Annotated in this window: 15 protein-coding genes and 2 pseudogenes; 15 read left to right on the plus strand and 2 right to left on the minus strand. The window is 35.5% G+C overall.

Annotated elements, in window-relative coordinates; translation table 11 throughout:
- From D4A81_RS04780 to D4A81_RS04800, 5 genes and pseudogenes are all read left to right on the plus strand, one after another.
- Positions 1–1,518: an ABC transporter ATP-binding protein gene (locus tag D4A81_RS04780; RefSeq protein WP_111525403.1), complete on the plus strand. Its 1,518-nt coding sequence runs from the start codon at positions 1–3 to the stop codon at positions 1,516–1,518.
- On the plus strand, positions 1,508–2,212 hold the full coding sequence (locus tag D4A81_RS04785; RefSeq protein ID WP_111525404.1) for an energy-coupling factor transporter transmembrane component T: 705 nt from the start codon (positions 1,508–1,510) through the stop codon (positions 2,210–2,212). Before D4A81_RS04780 ends, D4A81_RS04785 begins: the two co-directional genes overlap by 11 nt.
- Positions 2,213–2,221: 9 nt before the next feature.
- The gene (locus tag D4A81_RS04790; RefSeq protein ID WP_111525405.1) at positions 2,222–2,806 is read left to right on the plus strand and encodes an MptD family putative ECF transporter S component; all 585 of its coding nucleotides are present in this window, start codon (positions 2,222–2,224) and stop codon (positions 2,804–2,806) included.
- 249 nt (positions 2,807–3,055) lie between these two features.
- A pseudogene (locus D4A81_RS04795) lies at positions 3,056–3,465 on the plus strand (sigma-70 family RNA polymerase sigma factor).
- A gap of 277 nt (positions 3,466–3,742) precedes the next feature.
- A pseudogene (locus D4A81_RS04800) lies at positions 3,743–4,327 on the plus strand (AlbA family DNA-binding domain-containing protein); the annotation flags it as partial.
- Between the two features lie 84 nt (positions 4,328–4,411).
- Here the strand turns inward: D4A81_RS04800 and D4A81_RS04805 are convergent.
- On the minus strand, positions 4,412–5,470 hold the full coding sequence (locus D4A81_RS04805; protein ID WP_111526138.1) for a site-specific integrase: 1,059 nt from the start codon (positions 5,468–5,470) through the stop codon (positions 4,412–4,414).
- 446 nt (positions 5,471–5,916) lie between these two features.
- Positions 5,917–6,510 carry a helix-turn-helix domain-containing protein gene (locus D4A81_RS04810; RefSeq protein WP_111526111.1) on the minus strand — a complete coding sequence of 198 codons (594 nt, stop codon included), beginning with the start codon at positions 6,508–6,510 and terminating at the stop codon, positions 5,917–5,919.
- Positions 6,511–6,671: 161 nt separating this feature from the next.
- Between D4A81_RS04810 and D4A81_RS04815 the strand changes: the two genes are divergently transcribed.
- The 10 genes from D4A81_RS04815 to D4A81_RS04850 all read left to right on the plus strand — a co-directional run bounded on the left by D4A81_RS04815 (position 6,672) and on the right by D4A81_RS04850 (position 13,180).
- Positions 6,672–6,866, plus strand: a complete 195-nt coding sequence (locus tag D4A81_RS04815; RefSeq protein WP_111526112.1) for a helix-turn-helix domain-containing protein — start codon at positions 6,672–6,674, stop codon at positions 6,864–6,866.
- Between the two features lie 60 nt (positions 6,867–6,926).
- Entirely contained in the window at positions 6,927–7,175 is a 249-nt protein-coding gene (locus D4A81_RS04820) for a hypothetical protein (protein ID WP_242977778.1), read from the plus strand.
- A gap of 12 nt (positions 7,176–7,187) precedes the next feature.
- A complete protein-coding gene (locus D4A81_RS04825) occupies positions 7,188–9,386 on the plus strand; it encodes a phage/plasmid primase, P4 family (RefSeq protein WP_111526113.1) in 2,199 nt (732 codons plus the stop codon).
- A 461-nt stretch (positions 9,387–9,847) separates the two neighbouring features.
- Positions 9,848–10,111: a hypothetical protein gene (locus D4A81_RS04830; RefSeq protein ID WP_111526114.1), complete on the plus strand. Its 264-nt coding sequence runs from the start codon at positions 9,848–9,850 to the stop codon at positions 10,109–10,111.
- 4 nt (positions 10,112–10,115) lie between these two features.
- A complete protein-coding gene (locus D4A81_RS13105) occupies positions 10,116–10,265 on the plus strand; it encodes a hypothetical protein (protein WP_162902545.1) in 150 nt (49 codons plus the stop codon).
- A gap of 2 nt (positions 10,266–10,267) precedes the next feature.
- On the plus strand, positions 10,268–10,612 hold the full coding sequence (locus tag D4A81_RS04835) for a hypothetical protein (protein ID WP_119808260.1): 345 nt from the start codon (positions 10,268–10,270) through the stop codon (positions 10,610–10,612).
- Complete coding sequence (locus D4A81_RS13110; protein ID WP_162902539.1) at positions 10,584–10,757, plus strand: hypothetical protein; 174 nt, start codon at positions 10,584–10,586, stop codon at positions 10,755–10,757. Before D4A81_RS04835 ends, D4A81_RS13110 begins: the two co-directional genes overlap by 29 nt.
- Before the next feature lie 546 nt (positions 10,758–11,303).
- Positions 11,304–11,705 (plus strand): phage scaffolding protein, encoded by a 402-nt coding sequence (locus D4A81_RS04840; protein ID WP_111526123.1) that lies wholly within the window; start codon positions 11,304–11,306, stop codon positions 11,703–11,705.
- Between the two features lie 18 nt (positions 11,706–11,723).
- Positions 11,724–12,575 carry a hypothetical protein gene (locus D4A81_RS04845; RefSeq protein ID WP_111526122.1) on the plus strand — a complete coding sequence of 284 codons (852 nt, stop codon included), beginning with the start codon at positions 11,724–11,726 and terminating at the stop codon, positions 12,573–12,575.
- Positions 12,576–12,658: 83 nt separating this feature from the next.
- Entirely contained in the window at positions 12,659–13,180 is a 522-nt protein-coding gene (locus D4A81_RS04850; protein WP_111526121.1) for a hypothetical protein, read from the plus strand.
- The last annotated feature ends 49 nt before the right edge of the window (positions 13,181–13,229 follow it).

Here is a 13,229-nt window from a genome sequence, read left to right on the forward strand (position 1 = left end):
ATGATTTTGTTAAAAGATGTTTCTTATGAATGGGAAGATGGGGAAGTTGCTTTAAAAAATATCAATCTTGAAATTAAAAAAGGTGAATTTGTTTTAATTTCAGGGAAAAGTGGAAGTGGTAAAAGCACTCTTGGAAGTGTAATGAATGGTCTTATTCCACATTATTATAAAGGCAAAATGCAAGGAGAAGCCTTTGTGTCAGGAAAAGATATAAGCAAATTATTACTTCATGAAATAGGGCATATTGTAGGGACTGTATTTCAAGATCCAAGAAGTCAGTTTTTCACGACAACGACAGATGAAGAAATAGCTTTTGGGCTTCAAACTATCTGCAAATCAAGAGATGAAATCAAACAGAGAGTAGAAGAAGTATATGCAGAGTTGGATATCCCGGAACTGAAAGGAAAATCTGTTTTTGAATTATCAAGCGGACAGAAACAAAAGATAGCTATTGCAAGCATCTATGCGATTAATCCGAAAGTTTTAATTTTAGATGAACCTTCAGCAAATTTGGATATGAAAGCAACATTTGACCTGTTTTTAATTTTGGAGAAATTAAAGAAAAAAGGAACAACGGTTGTTCTAATTGAACATCGTTTGTACTATGTAAAGTCTTTATTTGACCGTTTTCTTTTGATGAAAGATGGAGAAATTGCACAGGATTTGAGTCGGGAAGAAGTTATCCATCTTGAAGGGGAGTTTTGGGATGAAAATGGACTAAGAACTCTTGAATTAGAAGAATACAGGATAAGTGAGAAGAAATATTCTTATCAATTAAATGATGAAAGTATTAGTGGAAAAGGCTTGAAATTTTGTTACCCAAGTACAACTAAGGTTGGAAATAAGCAAAAACAGTACATCTTAAATTATCTTGATTTCAATATGGAGTGCGGAAAAGCCATTGGTCTTATCGGCTTAAATGGTACCGGGAAAACTACCTTTGCAAGAGTGATTTCAGGACTTGAGAAGATAAAAGAGGGAAAAATATGGGCAGGAAAAGATAAGTCTCTTAATCATAAAGATTTAATGGATATGTCATATTTTGTCTTTCAAGATTCAGACTATCAGTTGTTTTCGGAAAGTGTACTTGATGAAATGCTACTTGGTATGGAGGGTAAAGATAAAAAAGAAAATACCCAAAAGGCACAGTTTATTTTGAATGTACTTGGCTTAGACAAATACATTGATAAGCATCCGTTTGCTTTATCAAGAGGAGAAAAACAAAGACTTACAATAGCTTGTGGAATGATGAAACAGGCAAAGATTTTCATCTATGATGAACCAACATCAGGTTGTGATAAAGACTCAATGCTTTCAGTGGCAAAATTGATTGAAGAACAATTAAAAAATGGGACAACAGTTTTGGTGATAAGTCATGATTTTGAGTTTTTAGCAAACGCAGTGAGTGAGGTTGCGGTAATGGGAGATGGAAAAATAGAAACTGTTTTAGATATGAGTGAAAGTAATAAATTTCTCATATTAGATAAGATGAGAGGAGGTAGAGAGCTTGTCAGATAGAAAAACTATAGATCCGAGAATAAAACTTACTCTACTTCCAATTGCCTCCTTTACGAGCTTTTTTATAAGCGATACAATTCTACTTTTCGGACTGATTGCTTTTGCCTTTTCTCTGTATGTATACAGCAGCATGTGGAAAATAGCCTTACGCTTTATTTTGTTTTTTGTGCTTTTATACTGCATAGAGTTAGGGCTTGGAAAATTCCCGGAAGCAAGTATTGTATTTGCAATATATATGTTTATTTACTTTGCATCAAGAATGACCTTAATCGCTATGTTTGGTGGATATATAACAAAGACTACAAGTGTAAGTGAAATGCTGGAAGTGTTAAATAGAATGAAAGTACCAAGAAGCATTGGTATACCTTTTAGTGTTTTGCTTAGGTTTGTACCAACTATAAAAATAGAACTCAAGGCATTAAAAGAGAATATGAAGATTCGAGGAATTGTAACAAGCAGATTTTTCCCGTTGCTACATCCAATTAAATACATTGAATATACGCTTGTTCCGCTTTTAATGAGAATGATTAAAATTTCAGACGAATTGTCAGCTTCGGCACTTATTAGAGGACTTGATAGTGATGAGAAGAGGGTAACATTAACAGAATTGCGGTTTAGAAAAACAGACTTAATGATTGGATTATTAGGAGCTTTGATGATTGCTCTTGTGATAGTAATACAGAAAATTTATTAGGAGACTTTTATGAAAAACAAATTAAATGGTCGTGATTTTATTACAATCGGAATCTTTAATGCAATTGGAATTGTCATATACATGGCAGCCAGCTTTGCTATGGCAACAACAATTATTGGAGGATTTATTGCTTCAGGAGTTAGCTTTATGATAGCTGCTAACATTTATATTCTTATGGCTGTAAAAGTTAAAAAGAAGGGTGTATTTACGATATCAGGAACGCTTCTTGGTTTAATTGCGTTGTCAGGAGGACATTTACCTCATGCAGTCTTTGCTGTAATCGGTGGAATTATATGTGATTTGATTATAGGAAATTATGAGAGCAAGGGACGAATGATTATTGGATATGGGACATTTGCATTAGCAGATTTTTTAGGAACAGTAATTCCTGTAATTTTATTCGGAACAGCTTCTTTTGTGGAAAGAGCATCAAAATGGAAAATGAGCGAAGCGGGGATAAATGAAGCATTATCTTATTTCAAAGTTTCGTGGGCAGTAGGATTTGGTTTTATAACTTTTATTCTTGCTTGCATAGGAGCATTTGTTGCAACAAGGATACTTAAAAAGCATTTTGAAAAAGCAGGAGTGATTTAATCAATCTTTGTTTGTGAGGGAAAAATGGGTTAAACAATGGAGGTATTGCTATGTATTATTTAGGGTCTGTTATTTACATAGAAAAAAACAATATACCTTTTTGATACTGGTAATTATCATAAAAAATCAAATTTAAAATATAGGGAAAGAGCAAGTTTCTTTCATTTTAGAGGACTTCTTATGCTTAGATGCAGGAGTCCTCCTTTTTTGCCTGAAAACAAGCAGACAAAAAAGAATGGAGGAAATAAAATGCCAAAAGAATATTACCTTTATGTCAACGGACAAAGGGTTAAAGTCAGCGAGCAGATATATAAAGTCTACTGGCGAGAAAAAGAACACGAAAAGTATTTAGAGCAGGTGGACAAGAAAAAACACTTGCTCTTTTTTCATCATTGGATCATGACGGACACTTTGTAGATAATATTGTCGATGAAAGTGTTGATGTAGAAAAGATTGTTGAAACACAGATGATGATTGAAGCCGTTAGAAATGCTATATCAAGACTTAATGCAGAAGAAAGAGATATTATTGAACGCTTGTATTTCAATGATGAAACGGTTCGTTCAGTGGCAAAGCTTAAAAGTATTACACATCCAGCCTTAATCAAAAGAAGAAACAAAATTCTTGAAAAGCTGAAAAAATTCATCGAAGAACTTTAAAACTTCGGTAACCAAAGGGGTCAAATTTTCCTTATGTAAAGTGAAGGGGAGTTTGACCTCCGTTACTTTCTTGGGTAAGAGATATGCCTGCTTATGACAAATAGGAAAATGTAAAGAAAACAATCCCTTTCAAATATTGCTCTTTGACAATTTAATAGACCAAGGTAGGACTTTATCATTTATGGCTTATACAAGTAAGTAGGGACTAATTCCAGAGTGGAAAAATATCCTAAAAGTGCTATAATATATTAAAATATTTTTTTGAAAAGGAGGTATTATGCAGCTTTTAGACATAAAGAGAATGACTCACAGCATTCTTGAAAATCAAAACATAGAAAGCAGTTTTATCGAATATAAAAAGTCGGCAAATTTTAAAGATAAAATTCTAAAAACTGCTTGTGCCTTTGCCAATAACTATATGAACAATGAGATTGGATTGTTGTTTGTTGGAATTGAAGAAGTTGACGATAAAGAAACGGGAGAAAAGGCAATTCCGAAAAGACCGATAGAGGGGATAAAAGAGTCTAAAGTTGAAGGGATTGAAAATGAATTAAAATCTCTTCTTTCCAATATCCATCCTAAAATAAACTACAATATTATTACGGACAAAATTGATGATGAATATTATATTGTCGTTGCGGTAGAGAGTGGTAGTAACGGTCCGTTTCAAACAAGTGAAAGAGCAGAAAAAGATAAAGATATTCGATTAAAGGCAGGAAGATACATTAGAATCGGTAGAGATTCAAGACTACAAAATCCAACTGAAGAATTTGAGCTTTTGAAGAAATTTGCAAATTTTTCTTTTAGCTCCAATTTGAATGATACAGCTACCATAGATGATTTAAGCTATGAATATATCAAGATGAGAACAAACAGCACCAAGAAGCCCATAAATAAAGGGTTTCGAGGTGCTTATTTTTGTTTTTGATAATAAAATGATAATGTTTTATAAATTTTCCAACTTTTGGGCAAGTTCTTTTTGCTTGTTTGGGTAAAGGTGTGCATAAGTGTTCAGTGTCATTTTAATGTCTGAATGGCCTAACCTGTTAGCGATTAGTAACGGGTTTTCTCCAATCTCAACCAATAAAGCAACATGTGAATGCCTAAAGTCGTGTATTCTCATGTGTGGCAAGCCTGCCAGCTTTAAATACTTATCTTTTTTATACTCTATGCTTTCCTTCCTGATGTTAAGAAGTGAGGCTGTGGCATCTGTATCAAGGCAATGTTCTTTATACTCTTTTATTTCATCTATTAGGAAGCTGGGAAGCGTTACAACTCTATTACTTGATTTTGTCTTTGGTGTTGTTGTTACATAGCTACCTGCTGCATATCCTTTTGTTTTACTAATATGCAGCAGTTTATTATCAATGTCCACATCTCCAAATGTAAGGGCCATCAGTTCGCCACGCCTCAAACCGGCAAAGAATAATAAATCAAATATAACCTTATCCCTTATGTCTGTAATGTTAGATTTAAAGGCTTTGTACTGCTCCAGTGTTAAAAATATCTTTTCTTTTTTTGTATTATCTTTTAGAGCGTCAACCAATTTACAAGGGTTTGAACCTAAGCCGTAGTATTTGCAAGCGTAAGAAAGTATAGCCGATAAATTACGCAGTATACCGTTTTTTGTTTCGGTGCTTAATGTGTCCCCTTGTTTCGGTTGTAAATTATTGAGCCATTCTCTTATCATATTGGGGGTAATATCATTTATTTGAGTTTCCCCAAAATATGGCAGTATATGGGAATGTATATTCTTTTCTTTTATATAATAGCTTGATAGCTTGTATTTAGCCTTGTAATCCTCTAGATATACATCTAATAGAGTCTTAAACAATATTGTTGGCTGGTTACTGTAATGCTCCAAGAAATCACGCTCCCAGCTTTGGGCTTCTTTTTTTGTTGTAAAGCCTCTTTTAACCTTTTGTTTCTTATGACCTAAGTAATCTTTATAGTAGCAGGACACAAACCAAGATCCCTTTTTGTTATTATCTTTATAAACAGGCATTTTCTTAATCCTCCAAAGTTTCCCGGCTATAGAGCTGTTAAGGAAATGCCGTATATAAGCGTATAAGGTCTATACACTTAATAGAACCGTTACAAAGAAAAAGAGTAACGGCACTATTAAATATATAGGCTATTTTTTATTCTATGGTGTCTATTTTGAGTTTTAACAGAACAAAGGTATAAAAATAGGGCAGAAACCAAAAGCCGTTACAAACGAAAATAAGGGGGTTGTGCGGCGTGGTACTTTAAGCGGACACCACATAAAAGTAGAATCTGCCCTTAAAGATAGTAACCACAGGGGCAGCCTACTAACTTTGTGAGTACCCTTTTATTCTGTAACGGCAAAATAAAACCAACATTTTCCAACATTTTTGAGGGGGTCGTTTGAAAGGGCAACCACACCATGACCATACTCTAAATATGGACGTGCTTTTTAGGCACATCCTTTTATTGTTCGTCCGGATCTGTTCCCGGTAACGATATATCTTTGAATTTTAATATCCTATCCTCTATCCATAACTTATATAGACTTTCAGGCATTGAACCATTTTCATACAGTGAATATACTTTTTGAAAATCTTCAAAAAAACCAATTATCGCAGAGTTAACGGTTTTTAAAACTCCTATGCTGTATGTATCATTTTTATTATATGGAGTACCGGCACTATTTGCCATTGTATATATCATTTCTCTTTCTTCAGGATCATTAACACAATCTACATATTCTTTAAAAGTAGCTTTATTAATACTCATATTCCATATATTTTCAAGTTCTAATATTGGCACTAATGCCGCTAACATATCAGCATATGTTTTTATCTTTTTATTTTCGGGGTTTTCAATCCCTAACAACCAATTAGCGGATACATTAAAGCAATTAACTAGCTTATTTATTATAGTAATCGGTGGAGTTCTTACTCCGTTCTCATAGTATGACAAGGACGAGGGAGTTATCTCTAAGTATTTAGCTAATTCGTTTTGAGATACGTTATTATCAACTCTTATTTTTTTTAATCTTTCGCCAAAAGTGATGTTTTCCATGTAATGCCTCCTTTTATATATGTATATTAACACTTTTACAGAAAAAGAGCAACGAAATCGAATTAATAAACAAAAATACAATAAATTAACAAAAACGATTGACACCTCATAAAATATATACTATAGTGAATATATAAACAAAAAAGAAAGGAGTTAAACAGATGAGAATTGACAGGATTAAGTTTGCTCATGCTATGGTTGACAAAGATATGAGTGTATCTGTATTGGCAGAGCTTACAGGCTTATCAAGGGGGACTATAAGCGGCATTAAGTGCGGTAAAAGTTGCCTATATGAGACAGCCGAAAAGATAGCGGAAGTGCTAGGCGTAGAAGTTAAAGACATTAGAGAAAAATAATTAACAGCATTCCCGGCTATAGAGTTGTTAAGGAAAAATAAAAAGAAAGGAGCTTACAGAATGGAAGAAAAGCAAAAGCAAGGTGACAGGGTGAGAAGCCAGGCCAATATTGACAGCATAAGAGAGCGTACGCACTTAACCGCCGAAGATATAGCGTTTTTACTAAGTCGAAGTAGTAGCGTGGCCTATAAGATATTAAATGACCTAAACGCAGATCTAAAGTGTAAGGGCTTTTATATCGTAAAGGGCAGAGTACCAAAAAAGTACTTTTGTGATAAATTCGGGATACCTTACGAAAGCGTAAGTTAAGAGGGTGACAATTTGCAATTAGACGAATTTTTAAGACGCTTTAACGGTGTAAAACGCATTAGTACCGGGAATACTTATAAAGCCCTATGCCCCTGCCATAACGACAGGCAAGCAAGTTTAGGAATATCAGCCGAAGGCGACAAGATACTAATAAATTGCCTTGCAGGTTGCCATTACAAAGATATATTAGCAGAGGTTGGACTAACTGAAGCAGATCTATTTAATGACGGCAAGACAAAGCAGGAAGAGAGTTGGCGGGAAAAAATAGAGGGTTGTATAAAGATGCCTATAGAAGCTGTATACGACTATAAGGACGCTACAGGCAAATACTTATACAGCAAAATCCGTTTTGTTGGTAAGCATATAAAGTATGCAGTTGTAGACCGTAAGGCCAACAGCTTCACAATGAGGAAACCTGAAGGCATTAAATCAACTATGTATAATTTGCCTGCTGCCTTAAAAGCAATTAAAAAAGGTTTTCCGGTATATATCACAGAGGGAGAAAAAGACGTTGATACACTTAAAAAAATACATTTTACAGCTGTAACGGCTGGCGGTGTAAGTGATTGGCGTTCAGAATTTGCCCACTATTTCACAGGTGCAAGGGTTGTTATATTGCCGGATAATGATACTCCGGGGCTTGACCTTAAGGACAAAATAATAGCAGATCTAAAGCCGTTTGCACACTCTATAAAATGGGTTGTTACATCAAAGGCAGAGCATGGAGATGTAACGGACTATTTAACCAAAGAGGGACACTCTAAAGAGGACTTAAAAAAGCTTATAGAGGAAGTTAAGCCAGTTGCTGCCCCTTGGATTCAGATAACCGAAAGGAAAGACGGAAGCCAAAAACAGAGTGTTAATCCGGGATTATTAAAGGCCTGCATAAGCGAACATTTAAGTTATAAGACGGTGGACGGTAGTTATTACTGGTATGAGAACGGATATTATAAGCGAACGGACAAAAACACCGTTAAGGCTAAAATATCGGCTTATATACCGGATGGAATAGCAAACGATAATCTACTGAACAATGTTTATAATTTAATGCTTGCGGATGTTGACCATATGGCAAGAGAGGAGGACTTTAACAATGAAGAAAACTATATAAACTTTAAGAATGGTTTATATAACCTTACAACAAGGAAGCTAGAGCCACACAATGAGCATATTCTATATACAAGGCAGATAAACACCGACTATATAGAGGGTGCAAGCATGGCAGATATAACAAGCACTTTCACACGGTTTATAGGTGATTTATGTAAGGGCGTAGATGGTGCTATTGATTGGCAGAAGTACAAGGCGTTACAAGAAATAATAGGCCTTGCTATATCTAACGTACACGGCCACAGGACGAAAAAAGCGGCGATTTTATACAGTCCTATAGGTAATACGGGTAAAAGCCAGTTTTTAAGCCTTATTTCTAATTTGGTAGGTCCGGAGCATATAACCACTATACCATTACAAAATATGAATGAGGACAAGGGGCGTTTTGCTTTTGCAAATGCTGGGTTAATCCGTCTTATTATGAACGGAGATCAAGGCAAAGCCACAATAAAAGACAGCTCCATATTTAAGCAAGTAACCGGAGGCGATTATATCAAAACCGAGGGCAAGGGAAAAGATATAAAAGCCCTTGTATTTAAAGGCTTTATAATTATTGCTTGTAACGATTTACCGTATTTTGCAGACGATAAGGGCGACCATGTATATAGGCGTATGTATATAGTGCCTTGTACTCATGAAGTACCAGAAAAGGAGAGGGACGCAAGTATATTAAATAAAATGCTTGAAGAACTCCCGGCAATAGTAAATTGGGCAATCGAGGGACTGCATAGGCTCAGGGAGAATAACTATAATTTTTCCGAAGTTGCAGCAGGCCAAGAAGTAATTGCAAATTACCGTAAGAACAGCGATACCGTTTATAGTTTCCTGATGGATGAGGGCTATATAATTACCAAGAATCCAGCGGATAAGGTGAGCAAAAAAGAATTATTAACTGCATATAATGCCTATTGTCTTGATAATGGACGGCAGGTGGTAGGGGTAAGACAGTTTAGCGAAAGACTTAAAAAGCTCACAGGGTTAGAAATAACGAGGGTTCGAGTAGACAAATACAGAGATTATTATGCTCAAGGAATTAAAGAAGAAAACAATGAATTTATAGCGGCGACAGATGCAGAGAATGAAATATTTAGCAACGGTTAAGTGTCCCAAAATGCAAAACGTAAAACTGGGACAAATAGCCGTTACAAAGAAAAATAGCTTTATAAAAAATTTATGTTTTTGCATGCTGTCCCAAAAACAAGGTACATTGTCCCTAAAACGTCCCTAAAATTTTTAGCTTTTTGGGACAGAAAAAGCACGCATTTAAGCCATTTATTAAATATTGTCCCTATTGTCCCATATTTATTTAAGTTATAAAAATAAATTTAAAAAATAGGGTATAAAAACATATATAAAAAAGAAGTGCAAAAATCTTGGGACTTTTGGGACAGAGGGAAACAAGCCATATTTTTCCTTGTAACGGCAGAATAAGAGAAAAGGAGTATAAGCAATGACAAGGGAACAGGCCTATGATCTGATACATGAAAGATTATATAAACTAAGTGATTACTGGCTGTATTTTATAGCAGCCTTGATATTAGATAAAGAAAAGGAGTAAAGGAATGAATAAAATAACTGATATTTTTGAGGAGTTCGAGAAAATGAGCGGCCAAGTAGTTATAACACATGGCGAAGAGACATTAAAAATTGCTAAAAAGTTAAGCGGCTTACTAGCCAGATTACCAATATGCCTTGCAGATAATAATAGACTGGTGCATTTGATGAAAGACCAGTTAGTGACTGCAGAGCGTGAACAGTTCTTGGCGGGGTTTGATTTAGGATTGAAGATGGCGGATGTATTCAAAGAGGATAGGAGGAGTAAATAACAATATGAAAAGCGATATTAAAAAACTGGATAACATAAAGGAACTAATAAGCATAAACTTAGAGCCGTTACAAAATGATGATTATATTTTCTTAAAGGCTATAAATACTATGATCGTTGAGTATGTGAATGCAAAGTACAGAGAGGAGTGGTAATAATGAGTTTATCAGGAAGAACAAAATACTGTATGGGTAAATATGGACATGATGGGGAAGAGATTTATTCAGACATAGAACAGGAAGTTATTAGAGAAATTGACGGATACCTTATAAACCTTGAAGAGGCATACGGGCGTATTGATAGCCTGTACATAAACGGTTTTACAAGGGAATATTTTGATGGCCGACTGTACAAGGATTATCCAAAGCCCTATATGGAAGATGCAAGATTCCATTATGATATTTTAGGTAATGAAATAAGTATTTTAGGCAGGTTCTTAGCAGAAGCGAGGGAATATATAAAGGAGTTACAAAATGATAAAGATAAAGGCAAGTTGCAGTGATAGGCACGAAGTAAGCAAGATTATTAAGCTTTTAATGCCATACATGACAGATAAAAGGCCTAAAGTTGCCAAGTCTGAAGATGGAAAATATAAGAGGGTGTATATATGCATAGACAGCGAGAAAATCCCAAAAATCAAGCTGTAAATGCCTGTTTATACCCGGGTGGCTAACATACCATTAAAAGCTGTTAAACAACAATATATGACCTAGACCAGAATACGGGGGTATATCCATTAAGGGTATGCTCCCTATTTTGTTACCTTTTTTTCCATCGAAGCAAGGACGAAGCGAGAGAAAATCGCAAATGAACAACGGACGAACAACGAGAAAATCATTTTATAATTATACATGTCGTCCTTTTCTCCCATGCGTCACTTTTAAATTTTAACAGAGGACGAACAGAGAGAAATTGCAAAATCCCTTTGTTCTTTCCTCCAAAAGCGTTCGCTAAAATGTTTAAAAAGGTTATAAAGATTTATACATATACATCCTCTTATGTGGTATAATATAACATAGCAAACAAAATATTTGAAGTACCCCGGCAAGGCTTAATTCCTTTACCTGTTGTCGGAAGTCTGAAAAGATGTGGGAAGTATTAGGGCGAATGATTGGCGTTCGCTTTGGTGCTTCCTTTTTGTTTGCTAATTTGTAACCATTCCTTTACAACAAATTACGAAAGGAGATATAAAAATGCAGGTAAAAGATAGACTTGCAGAGTTAGGATTGACACAGGAGCAGTTGACAGCTGTAACGGCTTTATTTTCAGAGTTTGAAGCGGAACATGACAAAGCTATGGACGAATTAAAGCTTGATCACGCTATAAATACAGAGCTTGCAGCGTCTAAAGTTAAGAATGTTAACATTGTAAAAAAAGCGTTGGAGTTGGAGAATGTAAAGCTTAATGATGCGGGAGAGCTTGAGGGATTATCCGAGCAATTGAACGCACTTAAGGAAAGCGATCCATATTTATTTGGTACTGATACTAATAAGTCAGGTGTAGCCGGATATAATCCTGGTAATGGTGGAATGCCTACAGGATTTCCACAAAAAGACCCTATTTGGGGAATTGGTGGCGGAGAAAGAATATTCTAACGAAAGGAATTTTATTAAATGGCAAATACAATTAATTTGGCAACTAAATACCTGCCTTATGTTGATGAGCTTTTTACTAATGAGAGCAAAAGGGAACTTGTAACTAATAATGATTTTACTTGGGACGGTGCCCATACAGTGAAAGTTTATAAGGTTACTACAAGTCTTATGAATGATTATGACAGATCAGGCGAGAAGGTGGAAGCCGGGCAGATATGGAGCAGATACGGAGTTGTTAAGGGATTAGATGCAACAACCGAAGAAATGACACTAAAAAAGGATCGTTCCTTTACCTTTGCAATTGATAGGCTGGATATTAACGAAACAGCGGGACAACTTGCAGCACAAGCAGCACTTGCAAGGCAGATCAGGCAGGTAGTTATACCTGAAATAGATGGATATGTTTATAAAGTAATGTGTGACAATGCCGGTATTAAAGAGACCAATGTAACACTTACCAAAGAAAACATATACGATAAGATCATAGAAGCAAACTCACAACTTGACGATGTGGGAGTTCCGGAGTTTGGTAGGGTGCTTATTATGACACCGGCTACATATGTTTTACTTAAGAAGAACAAGGACGTTACAATCAATCAGGATGTAGGGCAAGAGTTGAGAGTTAAGGGCGTTGTTGGAGTTATGGACGGTTTAGGAGTGCAAAAAATTCCTGCTAATCGTTTACCGGATAAGTTCGGGTTTATGATCGCCCATAGTGTGGCGACTGTTGCACCGGTAAAATTAACTGATTACAAAATCCATGATAACCCTCCGGGAATTAGTGGCAATTTAGTAGAGGGGCGTATTGCATATGACGCCTTTGTATTAGACAACAAAGCAAAAGCAATATACTATCTGCAGAATAAATAGCATTTAGCCCCCGTAAAAAGGGGCTTTTTTATTAATGTAATGGATAATAGTATGTTGACATTTGTTAACATTAAAGGGGTTTTATGCGGAAATTAAGTATTGAGAGGCTATCACTTTACTTGAAAGCCAAAAAAGATTATGACGACCTAAAAAAATATTATGATAGAGAATTAAAGGCAGCAGAAGAAGAATATTTATATAGCCTTAAAGCTGTACGCTATGATGGTGTAAAGGTTGACGGCGGACAACATACCGATATAGCCGATAAGATAGCGCGATACGAAGAATGGCGAGAACAAACAGATAAGCATTGCGAATTTTGGCTTGATTACCGTAAGCGTTGTATAGATTCTGAAAAAGAGCTTACAGAAAAGTATATAGATACTGAAGTGCCGTGGCTTGTACGTGTGTTTAGCGATTGCGAAACATGGAAAAACTGTAATGTGCCTTTATTGCAAGAAGTACTAAGGCTTAAATACATAGAGTGTAAGACGGAAAGGGATATAGCCACAGCCCTTAAGATAACCGGGCAAGATGTGGCCAATATGCTATATACTTATACAGAACTTACAGATCGACCGCCAAAGAGGGGCAGAAAGAAATGATAATAAAATGATAATCAAATAATAAAAAATAGGGTTTAAAAATAAAATA

It is taken from the genome of Lachnoanaerobaculum umeaense, assembly GCF_003589745.1.
GTDB classification, from domain to species: Bacteria; Bacillota; Clostridia; order Lachnospirales; family Lachnospiraceae; genus Lachnoanaerobaculum; species Lachnoanaerobaculum umeaense.